The organism is Leisingera sp. S132 (genome assembly GCF_025144465.1).
Classification (GTDB): Bacteria; Pseudomonadota; Alphaproteobacteria; order Rhodobacterales; family Rhodobacteraceae; genus Leisingera.
Map to the genome: position 1 here is coordinate 565,242 of NZ_CP083553.1, position 25,048 is coordinate 590,289.

Below are 25,048 nucleotides of genomic sequence, written 5' to 3' on the forward strand. Positions count from 1 at the left end.
TGGCTGCCGCAGATTTTCTAAGGTTTTTCACGCTTGTGTGATGCCTCACCGGCCGTTTCCGAGTGCGGAAACCGTGCTGTAGCGAGGCGTGGATGGCCAGTCAAAACAGTTCAAGGAGTGGGCCGCGCGGGCCGGGCTGCCTTCTCAATAAAGCATATTCCGGGAAGAGAGATTGGTGCAGAAATCTGCAAAATGCCGCGCTGCAAAAAAGTTGTGTGCCAACGGTGATCGCTGTGATGTGAAGATAATTTCCCGCAAAACTTTCTGGCAATTAATTAAAAGTACACCACTTTCAGATAGTAAGAAGTTCGTAATTGGTGTAAGCTCGAGAGTAAGTAAGACGACGCCGATAGCCCTGGTTTCCGGGCGCAGGCCGCCGCCAAGAGCGGCCAGCCGGACGTAACACCGCCAGAAGCGGCGCCGAGCAGAAATCAGAACTCAACACTAACGCGGACATCCATGCCCACGTGCTGGGCACTGTCTGTCCGTGCGCGATCTGAAACGCCAGGAGGAACGGCGCGAGTTAACCAGGAGGCTTGATCCAAGATGAAAGACATTGCCGAACTTTTTGCAGAGCAGTACGGCGAAGCGCGCGAGCAGGAGATGCCGCTGCAGGAGTATTTGAACGCCTGCCGGGATGATCCCAGCCTGTACGCGAACGTCGCCGAGAGAATGCTGAAGGCAATTGGCGAAGAGGAGCTGGTGGACACGTCTAAGGACGCGCGGCTCGGGCCGATCTTTCAGAACCGGACAATCAAGCGCTACAGCGCCTTCCACGACTTCTTTGGCATGGAAGACACCATCGAACGGATCGTCGGTTACTTCCGCCACGCCGCGCAAGGCCTGGAGGAGCGCAAGCAGATCCTCTATCTGCTCGGCCCGGTTGGCGGCGGTAAGTCCTCGCTGGCGGAACGTCTCAAGCGCCTGGTCGAGGATCAGCCGATCTACGTGCTCAAGGCCGGTGATCAGATATCGCCGATCTTCGAAAGCCCGCTGGGCCTGTTTGATCCGGTCCGCATGGGCAAGGTGCTGGAGGAGGAGTACGGCATCGCGCAGCATCGCCTGCCGGGTCTGATGTCGCCTTGGGCTGTGCAGCGTCTGGATGAATTCGACGGTGATATCAACAAGTTCACGGTTGTCCGCCTGTATCCGTCGCGGCTGCGCCGGATCTGCGTGGCCAAGGTGGAGCCGGGCGATGAGAACAACCAGGATATCTCGACGCTTGTGGGCAAGGTCGACATTCGCCAGCTGGAACATTTCAGCCAGGACAATCCCGACGCCTATAGTTTCTCCGGCGGTCTGAACCGGGCGACCCAGGGCATTCTGGAATTTGTCGAGATGTTCAAGGCACCGATCAAAATGCTGCACCCGCTGCTCACGGCGACCCAGGAAGGCAACTACATGGGAACCGAAAGCTTTGGCGCGATCCCTTTCAATGGCCTGATCCTGGCTCATTCTAACGAGAGTGAATGGCAGAGCTTCAAGAACAACAAGAACAACGAGGCCTTCATCGACCGGGTGTCGATCGTCAAGGTGCCCTATTGCCTGCGGGTGTCGGACGAAACCTCGATCTACGAAAAGCTGATTGAAAACAGCGAGCTGCGAAGCGCACCCTGCGCACCGGAGACGCTGAAGATCCTCAGCCGCTTCTCGGTGCTGACCCGACTGAAGCCGCATGAAAATTCCAACCTCTACTCCAAGATGCGCGTTTACGACGGTGAAAGCCTGAAGGACACTGACCCCAAAGCCAAGACGGTGCAGGAATACCAGGACCGTGCCGGCGTTGATGAGGGCATGAACGGCATCTCCACCCGCTTTGCCTTCAAGGTGCTGTCCACCACCTTCAACTTCGACACCAACGAGGTCGCGGCGGATCCGGTGCATCTGATGTATGTGCTGGAGCAGATGATCAAACGCGAGCAGTTCCCGCAGGAGACCGAGCAGAAGTATCTGGAGTTCATCAAGACCGAGCTGGCGCCGCGCTATGAGGAGTTCATCGGCAACGAAATCCAGAAGGCGTACCTCGAAAGTTATACCGAATACGGCCAGAACGTCTTTGACCGCTATATCTCCTATGCCGACGCTTGGATCGAGGAGCAGGATTACAAGGATCCGGATACCGGCCAGCTTTACAACCGCGAAGTACTGGATGCGGAGCTTTCGAAGATCGAGAAGCCGGTCGGCATCGCCAATCCCAAGGACTTCCGCAACGAGGTGGTCAAGTTTGCTCTGCGCCATCGTGCAAATACCGGCAAAAACCCGGCTTGGAACTCCTATGAGAAGCTGCGCGATGTGATTGAGAAGCACATGTTCAGCCAGGTTGAGGAACTGCTGCCGGTGATCTCTTTCGGGTCCAAGAAAGACAGCAAGACCGAGGGCAAGCACCAGGAGTTCGTCGAGCGGATGCGCGGCCACGGCTATACCGACCGCCAGGTGCGGCGTCTGGTCGAATGGTACATGCGGGTCAACAAGGCGGGCTAAAGAGGAGCGCTGTGCAACATGCATCATTTCATCGACAGGCGCGCCAATCCAAAGGGCAAGAGCCTCGGGAACCGCCAGCGGTTCCTGCGGCGGGCCCGGGAGAATATTAAGGAGCGCGTCGACCAGTCGGTCCGGGGGAAGTCGATCCAAAGCGGCAGCGGTGTTCCGGACGAAGGCGAAAAGGTCACCATCCCCACTCGGGGGTTGAAGGAGCCGCGGTTCTTCCATTCTTCAAAGGGCGGCATGCGCCGCCATGTGCTGCCCGGCAACAAGGATTTTGTTGTCGGCGACACCATCAAGCGGCCGCAGGGCGGCGCCGGGCAGGGCGGCCGCCAGGCATCGGAAGACGGGGATGGCGAGGACGAGTTTTCCTTCACCCTGACCCAGGAGGAATACCTGGAAATTCTTTTCGAGGGGCTGGAACTGCCGGATCTGGTGGAAAAGGCCACAGTGGAAACCGAAACCATCGGCACCCGCCGGGCCGGTTTGACCACTGCGGGCACCCCCAATAACCTCAACCTCGTGCGCACCATGCGCAACTCATTGGGCCGCCGCATCGCCTTGCAGCGCCCCACCACCAAATCCCAGCGCGAGCTGGAGGAGCAGATCGCAGAACTGGAGGCGCTGGAGGAACGCACCCCGGCGCAGGAGGAATTCCTGGAGACGCTGCGCAAGAAGCTGGAGGGCATCATCCGCAAGCGCAAGGTGGTCGGCTACATCGACCCGCTGGACTTGCGCTACGACACCTTCGTGCCGGAAAAGATCCGCAATTCCCGCGCTGTGGTGTTCTGCCTGATGGATGTATCCGGATCCATGCAGGAGCGCGAGAAGGATCTGGCCAAGCGCTTCTTCCTCTTGCTGCACCTGTTCCTGGAACGCTGCTATGAGCATACCGAGCTGGTGTTCGTGCGCCATACCCACCACGCGCAGGAAGTGGATGAGGAAACCTTCTTCTATGCCCGCGAAACCGGTGGCACCATCGTCTCGACGGCGCTGGAAAAGATGAAAGAGATCATCGAGGAGCGCTACCCGCCGGACGAGTGGAACATCTACGGCGCGCAGGCGTCAGACGGCGAAAACTTCGGCAATGACTCGGTGCGCTGCAAGAACCTGCTGCTGAAAGATCTGCTGCCGGTCAGCCAGTTCTACGCCTATGTGGAGATCGTCGATGAAGCGGCGGAGATGCTGCTGAACAATCCCGAAGCAGGCGAAGACCTGTGGCAGAACTACCGTGAAGTGAAGGCGCAGGCGCAGCATTTCGAGATGCAGCGGGTCTCGCAGCCGGGCCATATCTATCCGATTTTCCGGGAATTCTTCCTCCCCAAGGTGAAAGGGATGCAGCATGCAGGCAGCTGAAACGGCGCGCGAGCCGCTGTTTGACGGGCCGGAATGGACCTTCGAACTGATGGAGAAGGCGCGCGACGCGATTGAAGAGATCGCGCTTCACGACCTTGGGCTGGACGTCTATCCCAACCAGATTGAGATCATCTCTGCCGAGCAGATGCTGGACGCTTATTCTTGCGTCGGTCTACCGCTGATGTATCAGCACTGGTCCTTCGGCAAGCATTTCGCCCGCGACGAGGCGCTCTACCGGACCGGCCGCCAGGGGCTGGCCTATGAGATTGTCATCAACTCCAACCCCTGCATCAGCTACAACATGGAAGAAAACACCATGGCGATGCAGACGCTGGTGATGGCGCATGCGGCCTTTGGGCACAATCATTTCTTCAAGAACAACTACTTGTTCCAGCAATGGACTGATGCTGCGGGCATCCATGACTACCTGGCCTTTGCCAAAAACTACATCGCGGCCTGCGAGGAGCGCTATGGCCCGCTGGCTGTGGAAGAGGTGCTGGATGCCGCCCATGCGATGCAGTCCCAGGGGGTCTTCCGCTATGGCCGTCCGCCCAAGCCTACCAATGAGGAACTGGTGGCGATGCAAAAAGTGCGCGAAGGCTACGAGAGCGGCCAGAGCGTGCTGGATATCTGGACAGATTCCACCATGGGCAGGAACAAGCTGGATCTTGTCGAAGACGCCGACTACAGCGCGCGCCGCAAGCTGATGAACCTGCCGCAGGAGAACATCCTTTATTTCCTGGAGAAGCACAGTCCTGTGCTGGACCCCTGGCAATGCGAGATCCTGCGTATCGTGCGGATGCTGGCGCAGTATCTGTACCCGCAGAAACAGACCAAGGTGATGAACGAGGGCTGCGCCACCTTCGTGCACTATTACATCATCAACAAGCTGTATGAGCAGGGGCAGATCACCCAGGGCGCCTACATGGAAATGCTGCACAGCCACACCAATGTGGTGATGCAGCCGGAATACGACGATCCGCGTTATTCGGGCATAAACCCCTATGCGCTGGGCTTTGCGATGATGCAGGATATCCGCCGCATCTGCCAGAATCCGACCGATGAGGACCGGGAGTGGTTCCCGGATTTCGCCGGCAATCCGGACTGGCGCGGGGTGCTGCGGGATGCCTGGGCGAACTACCGCGACGAAAGCTTCATCCAGCAGTTCCTGTCGCCGCACCTGATCCGCAAGTTCAAGCTGTTCACCCTGACCAATGACGCGGAGTTGCCCAATCTGGTAGTGAGCCAGATCCACAACCGGGCCGGTTACAAGGCGATCCGCCGCGATCTGGCGAAACAGTACGACCTCGCCTATCTGGAGCCGGATATCCAGGTCACAGATGCCGACCTGCGCGGCGACCGGGAGCTGAAGCTGACCCACACCGTGCGCGATGGCATCCATCTGGACGATGACGACCAGGAAGAGGTGCTGAAGCACTTGCGCCGGCTCTGGGGCTATGACGTCCGGCTGGACGCGGTGGAGGCGACCACTGAAAGCTGATTGTCAGCTGACAACTTATGCGCGAAAAGAAGCGCAGGCTCCAGGACCTGCGCTTCCTCTGTTTCACATGAATCCCGGGATCAGAATTCGACCACAGCGCGGATCGACTTACCTTCGTGCATCAGCTCGAAGCCTTCGTTGATCTGATCCAGTGTCAGCTTGTGGGTGATCATCGGATCGATCTCGATCTTGCCGTCCATGTACCAGTCGACGATTTTCGGCACGTCGGTGCGGCCGGAGGCGCCGCCAAAGGCGGTGCCGCGCCAGGAGCGGCCTGTAACCAGCTGGAACGGGCGGGTCGAAATCTCCGCGCCTGCAGGCGCCACGCCGATGATGATCGATTCACCCCAGCCCTTGTGGGCGCATTCCAGCGCGGTGCGCATGACGTTCACATTGCCGGTGGCGTCAAAAGTATAGTCCGCGCCACCGCCGGTGAGTTCAACCAGATGCGCCACCAGGTCACCCTCGACCTCGGCCGGGTTGACGAAATCGGTCATGCCGAAGTGTTTCGCCATCTCCACTTTGCCGGGGTTCAGGTCGACGCCGACGATCTGGTCGGCACCGGCCAGCCGCAGGCCCTGGATCACGTTGAGGCCGATGCCGCCGAGGCCGAAGACCACTGCGCGGGAGCCGATTTCCACCTTGGCAGTGTTGATCACCGCACCGATGCCGGTGGTGACGCCGCAGCCGATGTAGCAGACCTTGTCGAACGGCGCGTCCTCACGAATTTTCGCCAATGCGATTTCCGGCACCACGGTGTGGTTCGCAAAGGTCGAGCAGCCCATGTAGTGATGGATCGGGGTGCCATCCAGCATCGAGAAACGGGTGCTGCCGTCCGGCAGCAGGCCCTGGCCCTGGGTCGAACGGATCGCCTGGCACAGGTTGGTCTTGGGGTTGAGGCAGTACTCGCACTCGCGGCATTCAGGCGTGTAAAGCGGGATGACGTGGTCGCCCGGCTTCAGGCTGGTCACGCCTTCGCCGACCTCGATCACGACGCCTGCACCCTCATGCCCCAGGATCGCCGGGAAGATGCCTTCCGGGTCGTCGCCGGAGCGGGTGAATTCGTCGGTGTGGCACAGGCCGGTTGCCTTGATTTCCACCAGAACCTCGCCCGCCTTCGGGCCTTCGAGGTTCACTTCCATGATTTCCAGCGGTTTGCCGGGGGCAACCGCAACGGCAGCGCGGGTCTTGATCATGTGACTGGTCCTTCGTTCTTATCTGCGGGACCGGGCCGCCGCCTGGCGGGTCCGGGGTGAATGCGGTGCCAGCGGCTGCGCCGCGGCCGGAATGACCCAGCGTTACATTTGCACACCGGCACGCGCAAGCATTGCCTCGGCACCCTAGCAGGGGAGGCACCCCGGGCTTTGCCCCGAAAGCGACAGCTGAGCCGCGGTCCGCGCCATCCCGGCACAATGAAAAACCCACGGTTTCCAGCAGCTTGCCTGCAGGCTTCCAGTTTTGGGAGGGAATCTCAGCGCCACCCCTTGACCTTCCCCTCGCTGGAACCCTCATATCCACTGTCAAAGGAACAGATTCCGGCGGAATTCCGATGTCAGACACGACCCAAATTTCCTTGCAAATAACCGGCCTCAGCTGTGCAGGCTGCGCAGGCCGGGCAGAACGCGCGCTGGCGGCAGTGGAGGGCGTCCAGTCGGCCTCAGTCAATCTGGCCAACGCCGCCGGTCAGGTGGAGGCCGCCCGGGATGTGGCGCTGACCGACCTGACCGGCGCCCTGGCCGCTGCCGGCTATCCGGCCGCGGAATCGCAGGCTGCACTGGTGATCAGCGGCATGAGCTGCGCTTCCTGCGTGGGCCGGGTGGAAAAGGCGCTGCTGGCGCTGCCGGGGGTGCTGTCGGCCAGCGTCAATCTGGCAAACGAGACTGCGCAGATCCGCTATCTGACCGGTGCCGCCCGCGCTGCGGATCTGGCGCGCACGGTGACGGAGGCCGGCTATCCGGCCCGTCTCAGCGGCGCGGCGGAGGATGAGGCGGAACAGGCCAGCCAGCGCAAGGCGGATGAGATTTCCGCACTGGGCCGTCAAGTTCTGATCGCCGCACTGCTGACCCTGCCGGTGTTCCTGATCGAGATGGGCGGCCACATGGTTCCGGCACTGCACCACTGGGTGGCGGCGAATATCGGCATGCAGAACAGCTACTTGCTGCAGTTTGCCCTGACCGCCGCGGTGCTGGCGGGGCCGGGCCGGCAGTTCTATGCCAAAGGCTTCCCGGCGCTGTTCCGGGGCGCACCCGACATGAACGCGCTTGTGGCACTGGGCACTGCCGCGGCCTTTGGCTTCTCGGTGATTTCCACCTTCGCTCCTTGGCTGCTGCCTGCAGGCACGGCCAATGTCTATTATGAGGCCGCAGCGGTCATCGTGGTGCTGATCCTCACGGGCCGCTTCCTGGAGGCCCGGGCCAAAGGCCGCACCGGCGCGGCGATCCGCAAGCTGGCGGGTTTGCAGCCTAAGACCGCGATGGTGGTCTCCGGCGGTGAGGCGATCGAAACCCCGGTGGAGGAGATCGGCACCGGCGACCTGGTCCGGGTCCGTCCGGGCGAGCGGATCGCGGTGGACGGTGAGATCACCTCAGGCAGCTCCTATGTTGACGAAAGCATGATTTCAGGCGAGCCGGTGCCGGTCGCCAAGTCCCGCGGCGATGAGGTGACGGCGGGCACCATCAACGGCAACGCCGCGCTGGAATTCCGCGCAACCCGTGTGGGGCGCGACACCGTGCTGGCGCAGATCATCCGCATGGTGGAGCAGGCGCAGGGCGCCAAGCTGCCGGTGCAGGGGCTGGTCGACCGGATCACCCTGTGGTTCGTACCCGCGGTTATTGCGGTTGCGGCACTGACGGTGCTGGCCTGGTCGCTGTTCGGCCCGGCGCCATCGCTGCCGCTGGCCCTCGTGGCCGGCGTCTCGGTGCTGATCATCGCCTGCCCCTGCGCAATGGGGCTGGCAACGCCGACCTCGATCATGGTGGGTATTGGCCGTGCCGCCCAGATGGGGGTGCTGTTCCGCAAGGGCGATGCGTTGCAACGGCTGCAGGAGGTCAAGGTGGTGGCGCTCGACAAGACCGGCACATTGACCGAGGGGCGCCCGGCGCTGACCGAATTGATCTGCGCCGATGGCTTCACCCGCGAAGAGGTGCTGCGCCTTGCCGGCGCCGCCGAGGCGCAGTCCGAACACCCGATTGCACGGGCCATCACGGCAGCGGCAGGCAAGGGGCTGCCCAAGGCTGAAGCCTTTGAGGCGATCCCGGGCTACGGCCTGAGGGCAGAGGTCGAAGGCCGCGTGGTGCTGGCCGGTGCTGCCCGTCTGATGGCGCGCGAAGGCATTGCCCTTGGCGCGCTGGAGGCGGAAGGCGCGCGGCTGGCGGAGCGTGGCGATACCCCGCTCTATGCTGCAGTCGACGGCCGGCTTGCGGCAGTGATTGCGGTGGCGGACCCGATCAAGCCGGGCACCCCGTCGGCGATCAAGGCGTTTCACGAGCAGGGGCTGAAGGTGGCCATGATCACCGGCGATGCGGCTGCGACGGCACAGGCGATTGCCAGGCGGCTGGGCATTGACGCGGTGAAGGCCGAATGCCTGCCCGCGGATAAGGTCAAGGCGCTGCAGGAACTGCAGGCGGAACACGGCACCCTGGCGTTTGTCGGCGATGGCATCAATGACGCCCCGGCGCTGGCGGCGGCGGATGCGGGTATCGCCATCGGCACCGGTACCGACGTGGCGATCGAGGCCGCCGATGTGGTACTGGTCTCCGGCGATTTGCGCGGGGTGGTCAACGCGCTGACGGTCAGCCGCGCCACCATGCGCAACATCCGCCAGAACCTGGGCTGGGCGTTTGGCTATAACGTGCTGCTGATCCCGGTGGCGGCGGGCGTGCTCTACCCCTTTGGCGGGCCGCTGTTGTCGCCTGCGCTGGCGGCAGGCGCCATGGCGTTGTCGAGCGTCTTTGTGCTGTCAAACGCGCTGCGCTTGCGCGGGCTGAAACCGGACATAGATGAGGATCAGGCCGCACCGGCACCCAAGGCGGAAACCAAGCAGGAGGCACGCGCATGAATATCGGGGACGTATCCAGCCGCTCAGGGCTTCCGGCCAAGACGATCCGCTATTACGAGGACATCGGCCTGATCAAACCGCACCGCAGCGCCAACGGCTACCGCTGCTTTGCCGAGACCGACCTGCACAAGCTGGCGTTTCTGGGCCGCGCCCGGGCGCTGGGCTTCACCATTGAGGACTGCCGCACCCTGATGGCACTTTATGAGGACGAAAGCCGCGCGAGTGCCGATGTGAAACAACTGGCGCTGGAACATTTGGCCAAGATCGACGAGAAGATCGCGGATTTGCAAGCGATGCGCGACACGCTGGGCGAATTGGTCAAAGGCTGCGCAGGCGACAGCCGCCCTGACTGCCCGATCCTCAAGGACCTGTCCGGCGAGCGGTGATCCGCGGAGGGCAGGGCCTCCCGCGCCCGCGGCTGCCCTGACGGGCCGCCTAGCGGCCTTGGGTTCGGCTTCGGGTCTTGCGGCCCGAAGCGGTCAGTCTCAGCCAGGGCGCAGCTCCAGGATCTCGCGGGCCTGCTGCCAGCTGGCGACGGGGCGTTCGTATTTCTCGCAGAGGCTGGCCGCGCGCTGCACCAGCGCGGCGTTGGAGGGCGCCAGGGTTGCGCGGTCCAGCCGCATGTTGTCCTCCAGCCCGGTGCGGGTATGGCCGCCCGCGGCGATAGACCATTCGTTGACCAGGATCTGCCCCGGCCCGACGCCGGCGCCGCACCACTGGGCCTCGGGCGCCAGCCGCTGCATGGTCTTGACGTAGTAGTCGAACACGTCCTTGTCGACCGGCATCGCGTTTTTCACCCCCATCACGAATTGCACGTAGAGCGTGCCAGGAATTCGGCCTTCACGGTTCATTTTCACCGCCTGGTGGATATGCGACAGGTCAAAGGCCTCGATCTCCGGCTTCACTTCATGAGCGCGCATTTCCGAGGCCAGCCAGTCCACCAGATCGGGGGAGTTTTCATAGACCCTGGTGGGGAAGTTGTTGGAGCCCACCGACAGAGACGCCATGTCGGGGCGCAGGGGCAGCATGCCGCCGCGTTCGCGGCCCGCGCCGGAACGGCCGCCGGTCGAGAGCTGGATGATCATGCCGGGGCAATGCTTCTGCAAACCCTCCATCAAGCGGGCGAATTTCTCCGGGTCTGAGGTCGGCGTCTGGTCGTCATTGCGCACGTGGCAATGGGCAATCGACGCGCCGGCCTCAAACGCCTCATGCGTGCTTTCGATCTGTTCTTCGACGGTGACCGGCACCGCAGGGTTGTTTTCCTTGGTCGGGACCGAGCCGGTGATGGCGACGCAGATGATGCAGGGTTTGCTCATGGAATTCCCCCCTCAGATATCGAAAAACACGGTTTCATCCTCGCCTTGCAGGCGGATGTCAAAACGGTAGACGGCCTTGCTATCGCGCTCACTGCGCCTGGCGATCAGGGTGGCGCGGCGGCGCTCCCACTCTATCACATTCAGCACCGGGTCGGCAGCGTTGGACGCAGCCTCATCCTCAAAGTAGATCCGCGTGTTCAGCCCCACGTTGATGCCGCGCGCCACGATCCACAGGTTGATGTGCGGCGCCATTATCTGGCCGCCACGGCCCATCACCGGCCCGGGCTTCACGGTGTCAAATCCCCATTCGCCGGTCTCGAAATCGGTGATCACCCGGCCCCAGCCGCGAAATCCGTCCTCCACCTCGCCTGTGTGCTCCGGATGGGCATAGATGCCGTCTGCATTGGCCTGCCAGGCCTCCAGCAGCACGTCCTTGACCGGAGAGCCGGTGCCGTCGGTCACCACGCCCTCCACCCGGATGCGCTCGCCCCTGGCTTTGGGCCCGGCAATGTCCCAGCCAAGTTCCTGATCGTAGATCTCAAACCCTGCGGCGCCGGGGGCCAGGCCGATATGGACGTAAGGTCCAGCGGTCTGCGACGGGGTTTCCTTCAGGTACTCCAGCTTCTGGCGCATAGCATTCTCCTTGCCGCATTGCCCAACCGGAAAACCGGTTCCCACTTTTCCTGGAAATGCTTCAATTCCCCTCCAAACGGTTCTCGAACATGGTGGACCGCCGCCCGCGCAGCACGATGTCAAAGCGGTAGGCGATGGTGTCCAGCGGAATGGTGGCGTTCATGTCGAGACGGGCCACCAGCATCTCCACTGCCTCCGGGTCCGGGATGGTGTTCACGATCGGGCAGCGCGCAATCAGCGGATCGCCCTCGAAATAGAGCTGGGTGATCAGCCGCTGGGCAAATCCGCTGCCGAAGACCGAGACATGGATATGCGCGGGCCGCCAGTCGTTCACCCAGTTGCGCCAGGGATAGGCGCCGGGCTTCACGGTGCGGAAGTGGTAGCAGCCGTTCTCATCCGTCAGCGTCCGGCCGCAGCCGCCGAAATTCGGGTCCAGCGCCCCCAGGTAAGTGTCCTTCTTGTGCCGGTACCGGCCGGAGGCATTGGCCTGCCAGATCTCCACCAGCGTATTCGGCACCGGCCGCGCGTTTTCATCCAGCACCCGGCCATGCACGATGATGCGCTCGCCGATCGGGCTCTGGCCGGGCTGGGCGAAATTCGACAGCAGGTCATTGTCGCTGGCATTGATGTCGTTGTGGCCGAACACCGGCCCGGTGATCTCGCTGGCAGTGTTCTCCAGGCTGATCAGCGGAAACTGCGGCGAGCGGGTGACCGAGGTCTTGTAATCCTGCGACAGGGCTGGGGGGTGCCAGCGGCGGTCCCTCTGGTAGAACTCCCCGGGCGGCAGTGGCTTGGTCATGGAGTTTCCCCTCCCTCGCTGTCCATTTCGGCATAGGTCTCTTTGGCCAGTTTCAGCGCGCGGTTGGCCCGCGGGACCCCGGCATAGATCGCTACATGCTGAAAGGCCTCCAGCACGTCCTCCCGGCTGGCGCCGGTGCGGGCGGTGGCGCGGATATGCATCGGGATCTCGTCAAAATTGCCGGTGGCCGCCAGCAGCGCCAGCGTCAGCATCGAGCGTTCCCGCAGGCTGATCCGGTCCGAGGCCCAGACCGTGCCCCAGGCGGCTTCGGTGATCAGCTCCTGGAACGGCTGGTCCAGCGCGGTCTTTGCGGCCTCCGCCCGGTCCACATGGGCGTCGCCCAGCACCCTGCGCCGCACCTGCATACCGCGATCGAAACGGTTTTGCGTCATTCCAGCCTCCCTTTGCCGGGGAGTATCGCATACCGCAAGTGAGCTGTATAATCTTTGATTGGGCATAAAAAAATAACCGGAATGATATGCGTTTATCGTCATCCTTGAAACTGCGCCATCTGGAGGTCTTCGTCGAAGTCGCCCGCAAGATGAGTGTCACCCAGGCAGCCGAGGCTTTGGGCATGACCCAGCCCGCAGTCACCCGGGCACTGCGGGAACTGGAGGCGGTCTGCGGCAAGCCTTTGGTGGAGAAACACGGCCGCGGCATCCGGCTCAGCAGTTATGGCGAACTGTTCCGTGATCATGCAGGCCGCAGTCTTGCACTGGCCCGAGACGGGGTGGCCCTCTTGCAAGGGCTGGACGAGGCGGAGGGGCCGCTGGTTGCTGTTGGCGCCCTGCCGACGGTGGCGGCGGATCTGGTGCCGGACACGCTGGCAGAGCTGCGCGGCAGCGGCGCTCCGGGGCGTTTCTTGGTGCTGTCGGGCGATAACCAGTACTTGATCGACCAGCTGCGCCGGGGGACTCTGGATTTGGTGGTGGGCCGGATGCCAGCTCCTGAAACAATGGCCGGGATCGGGTTTGACCCGCTTTACCGCGAGCGTGTGGTTGCAGTTGCAGCACAGGATCACCCGCTGGCTGGGGCCGGCCGCCTGCCGCTTTCCGCCTTCGAGGATTACCCTGTGCTGATGCCATCGGAGGGCTCTGTCATCCGTCCGCTTGTGGAGCGGATGTTTCTGGAGCAGGGACTGGCGCTGCCGCGCTATCCGGTAGAAACGGTTTCATCTGCCTTGGGCCGGCGCTTTGTGCTGGAGCATCAGGCGATCTGGATCATCAGTCAGGGCGTTGTGCGGCCGGATCTTGCTGCTGGCACGATGGCAGCATTGCCGATGGACACTGGTGGCACCCTAGGGCCGGTTGGTATTTGTGTCCGGCTGGAGCACCAGTTGTCGCCGGCTGCTGCCCGGTTCAGCGGGGCCTTGCGCAGCATGTGTGCAAAGCTGGGGCTGGCCTGATTTAAGGCGGTGCCGCAGCGGCCATCATGATCCAGGAATACACCTTTTGAGTGTTTTCCGCAGCAAAATTGATCTGGGAAGGCGGTCAGGCAGTTTCCTCTCCTGGAATCGGATTTGAGAGGGTGGTTTTTATATCACATTGATAATAAATGAAAAATTTTGAACAAAAGGTATTGCGCTCAGATGCGGCCTGGCGAAATTACCTCTTGAGAACAATCAGCAATTGCAAAACAACCTAAAGGTGTGCACCATAACGGTACTTTAACAATGAATGTATCATGCGTTGAGTGGGGGTGCGAATGACTGTCCTTCTGAAGATCCGCCGGTTCGGAGCATTTGGAGTGTTCCATGCGGATGGTGCGGGCGTGCAGCTCGGCGCCAAACACCAAGCTCTTGTGGCCTTACTGTCCACCGCCGAGGGCGGGATCCGGACGCGGGCTTTTCTCGAAAAGACATTGTGGTGCCTCGCGCAGCCGGAACAGGCCAAGGCCAGCCTGCGCACCGCCCTGTCCACGCTGCGGCGGCACTTGGGGCCGGAAGCGGCCAAGCTGCTATATGCCAACCGTGAGAGGGTCGTCTTAGATCTGACGCGTCTGGAGCTGGACAATTGCACAGGCGGCGCGGAATTCATGGAAGGCTTCGAGTTGCCGCATGAGGCCGCGTTCAATGCTTGGCTGCAAGAGGCGCGGGCGGATCTGGCCCGCAGGCCAGCAGGGCCTTCTGCGCGGACAGGAGCGCCGCCGGGGCGGATTATCCTGGACGGGCTTTTGCCGTCAATTGCGGTGCTGCCTTTTGCACACCGGTTTCCGGGCGAGTCTTCTGCGCCGCTGGGTTCGCTTGTGTCAGAAGAGCTTTCACGCTGTCTGTCGCGCAGCTGGGCGTTTTCAGTTACGTCGTATCTGGCGTCGCGCCAGTTTGATCCTGAAACCGTGCGTCCGGCTGAAGTTTCATCTGTGGCGGGCGCCGACTATTTGGTGTCGGGGGCTGTCACTTGCGGCGGCGGCCGGTTTCACGCCGAGATAGATCTGCACGATGCCTTGCGGGAAAAGGTGATTTGGTCACGCAGTTTCGAAGGCTCGCTGGACAATCTGATGCAAGGCCGCAGTTCGGTTCTGCGCAATGCCACCTTGCAGATCGGTCAAACTGCTGCTGGAGAGGCTGTGCGGCTGGCGGACTTCAAGCCGCTGCAGGAACTGGAAAGCCACACTTTGCTGATGGCATCGATTTCCTTGATGCAGGAAATGGATGTGCAGAAGTTTCAGCAGGCGTACAGCATCCTGTCGCACTTGCAGGAGCGTGAACCCGGCCACGCGTTGCCGCTGACCTGGATGGGGTTCTGGCATGTAATGAGGGTTGAACGGGGCTTGTCGCAGGATCGCCTGGAGGACAGCCGTTTGGCGAGCCAGCTGGCTGAAGCTGCGATCGAAGCGGCACCGGGTTTTTCCTTGGCTCATACGCTGAAAGGGCTGATCTGCAGTCATCTCACTTTCAGGTTCGATCAGGCTCTGGATGCCTATGATCTGGCCCTGCGCGACAATCCAAACGAGGCTCTGGCGCTGCTCCTTAAGGGGGCTACAATGGCTTATCAGGATATGGCTGATGAGGCCGTGCAGATGACCGATGCTGCCCGGAGGCTGACGCCGTTAGGGCCGCAATGCTATTATTTTGACGCATTGTCGGCCCTGGCAAATTTGTCAGCGCGCAGGTATGGCCGAGCGATTGAGCTGGCGGACCGTTCGCTGCAGGCCAAGGGAGCTTTTCCCGTGCCGCTGCGCTCCAAGGCGATTGCGCTGCAGTTGTCGGGACAGGGCCAAGAGGCGCGAAACACCGTCCAGAAACTGCTGGAGGCCGCTCCGGAATTCTGCCTGTCGCAGTTCCAGCGGGACAATCCGGCTGCGATGAGTCCAGCCGGCCGGGAGTGGGTCTATGCGCTGCGGCAGGCCGGAGTGCCGGACTAAGCCCTCTACAAGCTGTTTGCTAGCAATGTTCTCTGGAACTGGATGCCACTTCGCCCCCATGCATCGCGTGGGGGCTTCTTTTACGGGCAAGGAGATCACTAAAATCTGAGGCAGTTTCTGCAGCACTCTCATCCTTTTTTTACGTCTTGCGGCGCTTCTGTAAGGGAGACGCGGCTCTCCTGCCTGCCAAGGGGGGCCTTGCCGCAAAAATGCCCGGGGCGCGGAATACGGGCAGAAGACTTGGGTGATAGGATGAGTTCTAAGAAAGACCTCTTGGCGAAACGCGGATTTCGGCCGTTTTCAAGCATTGGTGCCAAGATCACGCTAATCCTGATGGCGATGGGCGGGACTGCTGCGGCCGGAGGCATCCTTGTCACATTGGTTTTTGCCCAGACAGGCCGCCAGATGGAGGTTCTGACAGGCGAGAAGGTGCCGCAACTGGAACTTAGCAGCCATATGGTTGATGCCGCGAGCCAGACCAAGAACGCAATGATTGGCGTGCTGCAGGCGGGTTCGGTTGAGGAGCTGTCCAAGGCGGAGGAGGCCGCGGCTGCGGCGGTGTCCGCGCTTGAAGGAAGTGTCTCGGAGCTTCCGTCCGCGGAGCGGGCGCAATTTGCCCCTGAAGCGGCTGAAGCATCGGACCGGTTGAGCAATCTGATAGCCTCCCGCCAGGCAGCCTTCCGGAACCAGGCGTGGATCGACACTCAGACCGCCGACTTGCAAACCCTCAGCCAGGCTGTTCAGGAAAGGCTCGTGCAGGTGGCGGCAGAGGCGCGTGACAGCCTGATGGACGGCGGTGAAGAGACTATCATACAAGTGGACGAGGTTCTGAATAACCTGGTGGATCAGCAGTTTGGCAGCCTGCAGACGCTGCTGGAAGCGCGCGCCGATATCAGTATTCTGTCCGGTGCGGCGCTGGCCTTGGGGCATGTGCGCGATGTGCCGACCAAGCGCGCGCTCAAGAAAATGGCCACGGACGCTCTGAAACGTCTGGAGCCGGTGCTTGGCCGACTTGAGGAACTGGGACTGGACGCATTCCGCGCCAAGAAGGTGAGCGAGGGCGTTGAACTGTTCCGATATACCCTTACGGCCAGCCGCAAAGAGCTGAAAGAAAGCCGCAAGCAGGTGCTGAGCGCCCGCAACGCCAGTGTCCGCCCGCTGACACAAGCGATGGAGCGTATGGTGTTCACTTTGTCGGTGGCTGCCACGCAGGCCAGTGCCGACAACAGGACCGCCATTCAGGGCCTGCTGGACAATCAGGTTGATGTGCTCTTGCGGCTCCTTGAAATCAATGGCTGGACCAGTGCTTTCCAGGTCGCTGCGCTGGATATGGCGGCGGCGCAGAGTATCGAGGCTGCCAATGCTGCAGCAGCACCTTTGCAGGACGCGGCAACCGCCCTGCAGGGTTACACCGGGTTTGGCGAAGGGGTTTTTGCGAAAGAGCTGGAGGGGATGGTCGCGCTGGCCGATCCCGTTCAGGGTCTGCCGGCATTCAAGGTCGCTTCGCTTGAGGCGGCAACCGAAGCTGCCAGAGCGTCTGAAGCCACGGTGGAGGCGGTTCTGCAATTTGCCCGCCGTGCAACAGCACTTGGCAACGGAAGCCAGTTGGAAATCGCCTCAATTGCAACTGGGCTGGCGGCCGATGTGAAAGGGGCGCAGCGGCAGCTTCAAATTCTGGCAGCGGTTTCAGCTGGTGTGTTTGTGGTGGCCCTGCTCCTCACCAGGCTCCTGATTCTGCGCCCGCTGGCCGACATCAGCGGCACAACCGAACGTCTGGCCGCGGGCAATCTGCGCCCGGTAAAGGGTTACGAGCGCTCCAGTGATGAAATCCGCCGAATTGCGACGGCCCTTGCAGTGTTCCGCGATGGTCTGGTGGAGAAGGCTGAGGTTGAAGCCGCCGCAAATGAGGAGCGCAATGCCCGGCTGGCAGAGCAGACCGCCGCGGTGACTGCCATCGGTGATGGGCTCGAACGGCTGTCGCAGGGCGATTTGACCTTCCGGATCCGGGAGGAGATGGGGGAGGGGTATGCCAAGCTGCGCGACGATTTCAATGCTGCGCTTGAAAAACTCGAAATCTCTGTGCGCGGTCTCAGTGCCAATGGTCAGTCCATTGCCGGCGTCAGCAGTGAAATCTCTGCTGCCTCTCGTGATCTGTCTGAGCGTTCTGAGCGCACGGCACAGACCCTGGCAGGCACCGCAGCTGCGGTGAACCAGCTTTCGGTTTCGATTACCGGCACTGCTCAGGCGTCAGGTGAAGCTTCTGCCTCGGTCGAAGCTGCACGCCGCAACGCAACCGATAGCATCGATGTCGTGAAGCGCACATATGGCGCCATGGAAGCGATCAAGGAAAGCTCCGAGAAAATCTCGCGTATCATCGGCATGATTGAGGCAATCGCACAGCAAACCAACCTTTTGGCATTGAATGCCGGGGTTGAAGCCGCCCGGGCGGGAACCGTTGGTAAGGGCTTTGCGGTGGTGGCGTCCGAAGTTCGCACCTTGGCGCATCGTTCCAAGGAAGCAGCAACCGAGATAGCCGCACTTGTAGACGAGGCAGGTCAGAATGTTGAACTGGGGGCCGACCTTGTCGAGCAGACTCGGGCAGCCATTGGTGAAATCTCCGAATCCGTCGCCAGTGCCGCCGACCTGATGAAGACCATTTCCCAGGCATCCTCTGAGCAATCCGGCAGCCTGCAGGAAATCAACTCGGCCATGGCGAATCTGGACGACGCCACCACCCGCAATGCGGGCCTGTTCGAGGAGGTGACTTCCTCCAGCCACGGGCTGTCCAAGGAGGCTCAGGCCATGGCGGGCGCGCTGGGTGCATTCCGCACAAATGCTGCCGCGTCTGAGCGGGCATGGGATGACGCAGTGCGGCCCGAAGAAGACGATTGGCGGTTGCAGGCCTGACCCGAACACAAGGCCAGCCGCCAGTGGCGTGCCCCCATCGGGTGGTCCGGTTTAATTGTTAGTGCATCGTGGGTCTGGAGCTCACCCCATTTTTGGCCCGGGCTTCATGCGACCTTTCGGGTTTCGTTCAGTTGGGCCGCAAATTCGCTCGGCGTCAAGTTCCCCAGCGAGGAATGCGGCCTGGCTTCATTGTAATCGGCTCTCCATTCGCTGATCCGCTTTCGGGCGTCGTCTATCGACAGGAACCATGAGGCGTTCAAGCATTCCTGTCTAAGGCGGCTGTTGAACGCTTCGATGTATGCGTTATCTTTCGGTTTTCCGGGCCTCGAGAAGTCCAACTCGACCTTGTTCAGGTAGGCCCGCTGGTCAAGTAACCGGCCGGCGAACTCAGGCCCATAGCACGTCGGGAAGATTGGCCGCTGAGAGGTTATGGCCACGCGCGCAGCCCTCAAACCGCGCAGCGGGTGGCCATAACCGGGTCTCAGGTCTCAACAGTGGTTTTGCGTAGACCACACCGCTGAGGAGACCGGCTATGACCGCTTTTGATTTTATTGTCTCGACCTTATTGGTCGCCATCGACATTTCCAAACACCGCCATGAAGTGCTGATTGGCGTTCCCGGCAAGAAACGCCGCCGCCGCATGACCATCACCAACACCCTGGGCGATTTTCAACGTTTGGTGGCGGCTCTTTCCGGTTACGGCCTGCCGGTTCGTATTGGGTTCGAAGCAACCGGCAACTATCACCGGGCACTGGCGCATTATCTCGGCCAAGCGGGGTTCGAACTGAAGCTCGTGTCCTCCGTGGGTTTGGCCCGGACACGCGAGGCCCTGCATAACAGCTGGGACAAGAACGATCCGAAGGACGCCCAGGTCATCCTTCACATGCTGGAGATCGGGGCCGTGCAGTTCTTCCATGATCCGCTGGCCACCGGAACCGCTGACATTCAGGAACTGTCAAAGACCCATGAGATCGTTTCGCGGTCGAAGACCGAACTCTGGCATCGCATCCTGACCCATTACCTGCCTCTGTATTTTCCCGAAGCCGAGCGGTTTCACAGAAGCTCCCGGACGGATTGGTTCCTGGCGTTTCTCGAGAAGTACCCCTCCCCTCACATGATCTCGGCCATGAGCCGGCAGGCATTCATCGCCGATGCCTGGCAAGTCGTCGGCCGCAAGGTTGCCAAAGAACGCCTGCTTTCAGACATTTACACGACTGCTGCGGGTTCAGTCGGGCTTCCTGTCGGCCCGGATTCCGACGCCGTGCGTATGTTCCGCCTCGTTCTCGCCGAAGGCCGCAGCCTGATCCGACAGCGCAATGAGATTGAGGCCAGATCCGTCGAACTCCTGTCCGGCCTGCCTGACTATCAGCTGCTGACGACCATCCCCGGCATCGGACCGATCAACGCAATGACCATCCTGGCTGAGGCGGGTGATCTGCGCCGCTTCCGGCATCACCGCCAGTTCCTTAAGTTCTGCGGCATGGATCTCGCCACCGTGCAATCCGGGATGTTCCGCGGACAAAGCAAGATCTCCAAATATGGCAATGCCCGGCTCCGGCGCACGCTCTGGATGGCGGGCCAGACGGCCGCGTTGAAGAAGACAAACAGCTTCCGCGACAAGTTCGAGCGTTACATTTCGAAGGACCGGCACAATGCTCACCTGCGCCGCAAGGCCTATACCGCGATTGCTGCCAAGATGGCGCGCACCGTTCACGCCGTGGTCAAACACGGTGAACCTTATCGCCCCTTCTTCGAGGGGTGAGCCCAGGCGGAAGGACCTCTCTCTGTAATGGCCGTGGAGGCAGTTCGCTGACCTCGTAGATAATGTTCGGGCTTTCTGCTTGGGATTTGGGATCTCGTATTAAGGACGGTGAGGGCCGCCGGAGCGCGTACCCTGTGTTTGCTATGGAAGAGATCATTTCTTGACGGCAGAGCCCGTCTGGGCAAACCTGTCAGGGCGTCCGGGGCTCCGGATGCTCCATGACCTGCTGACCTAAGCAGCCGGAAATTCCCGACATAGGACGTTGTCGGCTCGAATGCTTCGTGGCTTGCCTCGGATCCGGGCTAACCGATCCAATTCATCACTGACCTGGCAGGCTCGGAAGTTCGTCCTCGCAGCAGTCGCGAGAGCCTCTCTCGTAAAGCAGTCGGCAATGGTCGCAATACGAAGCGGTTTTTCGTCGAACGGCCGGTCCGACATGAAGTCCCCTCCCGGCGATGCACGGCATCGCCTGCCGGGCAGGGATTGCCCAGATCTCATTCATGCCGTCAGCCTCGGATCGGCCGGATCGATACCGGCAGGCCCGGCGCCGCTTCGGGCTGCGGGTCCGGATCGACAGACCCTCTTCGCAGTACAAGCTCGGTGATGAGGCTGGTCTTGCCCGCACCGTGGCCGCCCGTCACGACGAAGAAATGGTCGCTCATGGGCCATCCTCGGTTTTGACAGAGGGGAGGGCTGCGAAGCGATCAGCACGCCGAAAAGGCGCGGATCAAAGCAGCATGGATTTTCGTAGGGAGAACAGCACCGGTCTGCGCGGCAGAGGCAAATCCTCTGACGAGAAAGGCAGAACTATCTGGTGCTTTTCATTGAAGATTTGGTGGAGCCTAGCGGGATCGAACCGCTGACCTCCTGCATGCCATGCAGGCGCTCTCCCAGCTGAGCTAAGGCCCCAAACCTGTCCGCTTTCAGTGTCCGTTCCGTTTCCAGTGCGGTCCGTCTTGCGGTGTGAGCGTCGTTTACGGGACGGCGGCGCGGGCTGCAAGCGGAAAATGCGCCGGGTCCAAAATTTTTTGCCGGCCTTCAGGACGGCCGGTCCGGGAGCCGCTCAAAACACCCCCGAACCGCTTGAAACGCCTTACGAATCGTCGTCAGGCGAGGACATGTCTGCGATGTCGTCCAGAGAGACGTTGTCATCATCATCGTCATCGTCCAGGACATCATCGCCCAGATCGACATCGACGTCGTCGTCATCGTCCAGGACCACGTCATCCGCATCCATGTTCTCTTTGGCCTTCAGGGTGGCCGCGTCTTCGGCATCGGCTTCGATCATCCGGGTCTTGCCGGTATCCAGCTCGACGACCTCGCCCGTGTAGGGGCTGACGATCGGGTCCTTGTTCAGGTCATAAAAGCGCTTGCCAGTGGTGGGGCAGACGCGCTTTACACCCCATTCTTCCTTGGGCATGTGGATCCCCTTGATTTACTGGTGAGTCGTATCGACGATTCCGGTGCCTTGCCATATGAGGGGGGCACTGTCAAAGCCAAAGCCTGGAAAGGGCGCGTGCATGGCCGAATATCATTTGTCTGGGACCCCGCCCGTGCCGCTGACCCTGCGCCGCTCAGCGCGGGCGCGGCGGATCAGCCTGCGGATCTCTTCGCTGGACGGGCGGGTGACGCTGACACTGCCCAAGGGGCTGCCGGAACGCACCGCCCTGGCCTTTGCCGAGGAAAAGGCTGACTGGATCCGCGCCAATCTGGAGAAGCACCCCGATGCCGTGGATGCAGTCTTTGGCGCGGTGCTGCCCATTGACGGCCAGGACCGGGTGATTGAGCCTGCGCCAGGGCGGCGGATCCGCCTGGAGGCAGGCTGTGTTGCGGTGCCGGGCCCCAATCCCGGGCAGCCCTTGCAGCGCTATCTGAAGGAACTTGCGCGCAACCGGCTGGCCGAAGCATCGGATTTTTATGCGGCCCGGCTGGGCAAAAAATACAGCCGCCTCACCCTGCGCGACACCCGCTCCCGCTGGGGCTCCTGCACTGCGGACGGCGGGCTGATGTATTCCTGGCGGCTGATCCTGGCGCCGCCCGCTGTGCTGCGCTATGTCGCTGCCCACGAGGTGGCGCATCTGCAGGAGATGAACCACTCGCAGGCTTTCTGGGACACGGTTGAGCGTATTCATGGCCGCTGGCAGGACCAGCGAACCTGGCTGCGCGAAAACGGGGCGCGCCTGCACCGCTACCGTTTCGGCGAATGAAATCAGGACTTTGAGCCGACGGGCGTGCGGGCTAAGCTGGCGTCAGTTGCAGTTGCCAGTTCCCGGTCCAGAGGCCCGTACCCGTGTCAGACAAGCCGCACAGACGCCTTGCCGCCATCTTCATGCTGGATGTCTCCGGCTTCAGCCGGATGATGGCCGAGGATGAGGCCGGAACCCTGAACCAGGTGTTGGCCCAGCAGCAGACTTTGATCGCGCCTGCGATCCGCCGCCACGGCGGCCGAATTATCAAGCTAATGGGCGACGGGGTCCTGGCACTGTTTCCCAGCGTTATCTCAGCAGTGGAGGCTGCAGCGCAAATCCAGGCGGATGCGGCCCGCACCCGCCGCCTTCAGCTGCGCATCGGCATCAATCTGGGTGAAGTGCTGATTGCGCAGGGCGACGTTTTCGGCGACGAGGTGAACATCGCCGCGCGGCTGGAAAGCCTGGCCCAGCCGGGCGGAGTAGCGCTTTCAGCTTCTGCTTATGACCAGGTCCGCAACCGCATCCCCTATGACTTCGAAGATTTCGGCCGGCATGAGGTAAAGAACATCCCCGATCCGGTGCAGGTTTATTTCCTGGGAGAGGAGCTTACGTCGCTGCCGTCCTTGCGCCGCAGCGCGCCGCCACCGGAACCGCGGGGCATTGTAGCGCGCAGGGGAGTCCGGCCCGCGGTATTGCTTGCGGCCGGCTGTATCGGTGCCGTCACCGCCGTGGCCGGCCTCTGGGGCTGGCACTCGGCCGACCGTCTGAACACTGCCGCGGCACCTGTGCCCGGGTCTCCTGCGGCGTCCGCTTTTGAAGGCAGTCCTGTGATCGCTGTCCTTCCATTCACGTCGGACGCGCTTCAGCCGGAAACAGCGCGGATGCTGGCGCAGGACGTGATCCGCAGCCTTGCCGCCGCCAGCGCCGTCCGCATCATTGCGCCCTCCAGCGCCCGGGCCGCTGAAGGTTTGCTGCCGGGGGAGGCGGCGCAGCTTCTGGGCGCCGATTTCGTCGTGGCAGGTCATTTTCCCGGAACCTTGCAGGAGGGAGCCGGTCTGAAAATTCTTCAGGCAAAAAGCAGCAGCGGTGGTGGTAAGGCAGGGGCGGAACCGCTCAGTATTCTGCCGCCTCAGCCGCAAAGCTCTGTGGCCGCCCTTGCGCCGGAAATTGCGGCCAGCATCATCGGCTACTTCGGCAAGCCCCTGCCGCACAGCGGCCGCGCTGATATTGCTGATGGCGCTATGCTGCAATTGTTCACCGCCCGCAGCTTGATGCAGCAGGGGGACCGCAACGGCGCGCGGCAGGCGCTGCAACGGGCGCAGCAGATGGAACCGGACTGGCCGGAAGCGCAGGCGTTGGCGGCGCATTGGCATTTGGACATGCTCACTGGCCAGGCAGCGGGTCTGCCGGAGCGCGCGTCAGAGGCCGCAAAGCTGGTTCAGGGGCTGCCGCCGGAGGCTACGGTGCTGCAGCTGAGGGCGCTGGCAGCACAGTTTTCTGGCCGTAACGGCGAAGCGCTGCAAACAGCCGGGATCCTGGCGGAGGGTTTTCCGAACGATGCGCCGGGACAGCTTTTGCGGGCGTGGCTTTTGCATCTCGTCGGGCAGGACAGCAGCGCCCGGAAAGTGCTGGACAATGTCCGCCGCCTCGAACCGCTGCCTCAGCCGATGGTTCTGACCGTCGAAGCCGCTCTCCATCTCGCCGCCGGCCGGGAAACCGAAGCCGCGGCCGCGGCGGCGGAGGCGCTGAGGATTGAACCGGCGGCGCAGCTGGCCTTGGTACTGCAGTGCGCCAGCCTGGCTGCGCTTGGCAATTTTGAAGAGGCCGCTGCTGCCTGCGGCCGTCTCAAGGGCGCACCGCTGACGGTGGATCAGGCTGCGGCGGCCTTTCCCTATTCCGCCGCGGCACCTCAGCGGGCTCTGCGCACCGGTCTCAGCCTGGCGGGGCTGACGGGCCGCCCCTGAAGTTGCGCGCAATTGCCCGGTTGACCGCGCCAGATTTTGTGATCACATGGCCGGATGAACCAGACTGCCCGCCCCGCCCAGGAACCCGCTTCCGCCCCGGCTCATGATCGCGTCTACCGGACACTCCGGACGCGCATTATGCACGGTGAGATAACCCCGGGAGTTGCCTTGACCCTGCGCGGGATCGGCGGCGAGTTCGGGGTCTCGATGACTCCAGCGCGCGAGGCAGTGCGGAGGCTGGCCGCCGAAGGTGCGCTGTTTCTGTCTTCGTCGGGCCGGGTGACGACGCCGGAGCTGACAAACGAGCGGATTGAGGAGCTGGCCGCATTGCGTGCGCTCCTGGAGGTGGAGCTGGCCAGCCGTGCTCTGCCGCGCGCGCACATGGCGCTGATCGACCGGCTGCAGACAATAAATTCCAACGTGGCAGAGATGGTCTCCAAACGCGATGCCGTTGGCTATATCCGCACCAACCTGGAATTCCACCGCACCCTCTATCTGCGTGCCCAGGCGCCGGCCATGCTGGCCATGGCGGAAACTGTCTGGCTGCAGCTCGGTCCTACCATGCGGGCGCTTTACGGGCGGCTGCGCCGCACCGATCCGCCGCAGAACCACCGCCTGATCATCGCCGCACTGAAGGCGGGCGACGAGCCCGGCCTGCGGCTGGCAGTGCGCTCGGACGTGACCCAGGGCCTACGGCTGCTGGCAGGCTAGGGCGGTTGC

General features: G+C 62.1%; 18 protein-coding genes, 1 tRNA gene and 2 pseudogenes. 12 read left to right on the plus strand and 9 right to left on the minus strand.

The window, feature by feature from the left end; genetic code table 11:
- Positions 1 to 546: 546 nt before the first annotated feature.
- From K3725_RS02695 to K3725_RS02705, 3 genes are read left to right on the plus strand one after another with little or no spacing between them, the layout of a single operon-like run.
- Complete coding sequence (locus K3725_RS02695; RefSeq protein ID WP_260017331.1) at positions 547 to 2,481, plus strand: PrkA family serine protein kinase; 1,935 nt, start codon at positions 547 to 549, stop codon at positions 2,479 to 2,481.
- An 18-nt stretch (positions 2,482 to 2,499) separates the two neighbouring features.
- Positions 2,500 to 3,837, plus strand: a complete 1,338-nt coding sequence (locus K3725_RS02700; RefSeq protein WP_260017332.1) for a YeaH/YhbH family protein — start codon at positions 2,500 to 2,502, stop codon at positions 3,835 to 3,837.
- Entirely contained in the window at positions 3,824 to 5,338 is a 1,515-nt protein-coding gene (locus K3725_RS02705; protein ID WP_260017333.1) for a SpoVR family protein, read from the plus strand. Before K3725_RS02700 ends, K3725_RS02705 begins: the two co-directional genes overlap by 14 nt.
- 80 nt (positions 5,339 to 5,418) lie before the next feature.
- Here K3725_RS02705 and K3725_RS02710 read toward each other — a convergent pair whose 3' ends face one another.
- Positions 5,419 to 6,531 (minus strand): S-(hydroxymethyl)glutathione dehydrogenase/class III alcohol dehydrogenase, encoded by a 1,113-nt coding sequence (locus K3725_RS02710; RefSeq protein ID WP_065266044.1) that lies wholly within the window; start codon positions 6,529 to 6,531, stop codon positions 5,419 to 5,421.
- A gap of 356 nt (positions 6,532 to 6,887) precedes the next feature.
- Between K3725_RS02710 and K3725_RS02715 the strand changes: the two genes are divergently transcribed.
- Both K3725_RS02715 and cueR read left to right on the plus strand, forming a co-directional pair.
- A complete protein-coding gene (locus tag K3725_RS02715; RefSeq protein WP_260017334.1) occupies positions 6,888 to 9,395 on the plus strand; it encodes a heavy metal translocating P-type ATPase in 2,508 nt (835 codons plus the stop codon).
- Positions 9,392 to 9,781 carry a Cu(I)-responsive transcriptional regulator gene (gene cueR, locus K3725_RS02720; RefSeq protein WP_260017335.1) on the plus strand — a complete coding sequence of 130 codons (390 nt, stop codon included), beginning with the start codon at positions 9,392 to 9,394 and terminating at the stop codon, positions 9,779 to 9,781. Before K3725_RS02715 ends, cueR begins: the two co-directional genes overlap by 4 nt.
- 99 nt (positions 9,782 to 9,880) lie before the next feature.
- Here the strand turns inward: cueR and K3725_RS02725 are convergent, their stop codons facing one another.
- The 4 genes from K3725_RS02725 to pcaC form a co-directional block, all read right to left on the minus strand.
- Positions 9,881 to 10,711 carry a 3-keto-5-aminohexanoate cleavage protein gene (locus K3725_RS02725; RefSeq protein WP_260017336.1) on the minus strand — a complete coding sequence of 277 codons (831 nt, stop codon included), beginning with the start codon at positions 10,709 to 10,711 and terminating at the stop codon, positions 9,881 to 9,883.
- Positions 10,712 to 10,723: 12 nt separating this feature from the next.
- Positions 10,724 to 11,344 (minus strand): protocatechuate 3,4-dioxygenase subunit alpha, encoded by a 621-nt coding sequence (pcaG, locus tag K3725_RS02730; RefSeq protein WP_260017337.1) that lies wholly within the window; start codon positions 11,342 to 11,344, stop codon positions 10,724 to 10,726.
- Between the two features lie 61 nt (positions 11,345 to 11,405).
- Positions 11,406 to 12,143: a protocatechuate 3,4-dioxygenase subunit beta gene (gene pcaH / locus K3725_RS02735; protein ID WP_260017338.1), complete on the minus strand. Its 738-nt coding sequence runs from the start codon at positions 12,141 to 12,143 to the stop codon at positions 11,406 to 11,408.
- Positions 12,140 to 12,535, minus strand: coding sequence for a 4-carboxymuconolactone decarboxylase (gene pcaC, locus K3725_RS02740; RefSeq protein WP_260017339.1), 396 nt, complete (start codon positions 12,533 to 12,535; stop codon positions 12,140 to 12,142). The genes pcaH and pcaC overlap by 4 nt, the downstream gene beginning before the upstream one ends.
- Before the next feature lie 86 nt (positions 12,536 to 12,621).
- On the opposite strand from pcaC, the gene pcaQ reads away from it, so the two are divergent.
- The 3 genes from pcaQ to K3725_RS02755 all read left to right on the plus strand — a co-directional run bounded on the left by pcaQ (position 12,622) and on the right by K3725_RS02755 (position 18,413).
- Entirely contained in the window at positions 12,622 to 13,548 is a 927-nt protein-coding gene (gene pcaQ / locus K3725_RS02745; protein WP_260017340.1) for a pca operon transcription factor PcaQ, read from the plus strand.
- Between the two features lie 299 nt (positions 13,549 to 13,847).
- A complete protein-coding gene (locus tag K3725_RS02750) occupies positions 13,848 to 15,506 on the plus strand; it encodes a transcriptional regulator (protein WP_260017341.1) in 1,659 nt (552 codons plus the stop codon).
- Positions 15,507 to 15,758: 252 nt separating this feature from the next.
- Complete coding sequence (locus K3725_RS02755) at positions 15,759 to 18,413, plus strand: methyl-accepting chemotaxis protein (RefSeq protein WP_260017342.1); 2,655 nt, start codon at positions 15,759 to 15,761, stop codon at positions 18,411 to 18,413.
- A 104-nt stretch (positions 18,414 to 18,517) separates the two neighbouring features.
- On the opposite strand, the pseudogene K3725_RS02760 reads toward K3725_RS02755, so the two are convergent.
- A pseudogene (locus K3725_RS02760) lies at positions 18,518 to 18,808 on the minus strand (transposase); the annotation flags it as partial.
- A gap of 137 nt (positions 18,809 to 18,945) precedes the next feature.
- Between K3725_RS02760 and K3725_RS02765 the strand changes: the two are divergent.
- A pseudogene (locus tag K3725_RS02765) lies at positions 18,946 to 20,234 on the plus strand (IS110 family transposase).
- Between the two features lie 447 nt (positions 20,235 to 20,681).
- On the opposite strand, the gene K3725_RS02770 reads toward K3725_RS02765, so the two are convergent.
- From K3725_RS02770 to K3725_RS02780, 3 genes are all read right to left on the minus strand, one after another.
- A complete protein-coding gene (locus K3725_RS02770; protein ID WP_260017344.1) occupies positions 20,682 to 20,837 on the minus strand; it encodes an ATP-binding protein in 156 nt (51 codons plus the stop codon).
- Positions 20,838 to 21,008: 171 nt separating this feature from the next.
- Positions 21,009 to 21,084: transfer RNA gene (locus tag K3725_RS02775), tRNA-Ala, on the minus strand.
- A gap of 184 nt (positions 21,085 to 21,268) precedes the next feature.
- The gene (locus tag K3725_RS02780; RefSeq protein WP_065265710.1) at positions 21,269 to 21,595 is read right to left on the minus strand and encodes a TIGR02300 family protein; all 327 of its coding nucleotides are present in this window, start codon (positions 21,593 to 21,595) and stop codon (positions 21,269 to 21,271) included.
- A gap of 100 nt (positions 21,596 to 21,695) precedes the next feature.
- Here K3725_RS02780 and K3725_RS02785 point away from each other — a divergent pair, with 100 nt between their 5' ends.
- The 3 genes from K3725_RS02785 (at position 21,696) to K3725_RS02795 (ending at position 25,039) form a co-directional block, all read left to right on the plus strand.
- Positions 21,696 to 22,382, plus strand: a complete 687-nt coding sequence (locus tag K3725_RS02785) for a M48 family metallopeptidase (RefSeq protein ID WP_260017345.1) — start codon at positions 21,696 to 21,698, stop codon at positions 22,380 to 22,382.
- A gap of 83 nt (positions 22,383 to 22,465) precedes the next feature.
- Complete coding sequence (locus tag K3725_RS02790; RefSeq protein ID WP_260017346.1) at positions 22,466 to 24,328, plus strand: adenylate/guanylate cyclase domain-containing protein; 1,863 nt, start codon at positions 22,466 to 22,468, stop codon at positions 24,326 to 24,328.
- Between the two features lie 54 nt (positions 24,329 to 24,382).
- A complete protein-coding gene (locus K3725_RS02795) occupies positions 24,383 to 25,039 on the plus strand; it encodes a GntR family transcriptional regulator (protein WP_260017347.1) in 657 nt (218 codons plus the stop codon).
- Positions 25,040 to 25,048: the final 9 nt, after the last annotated feature.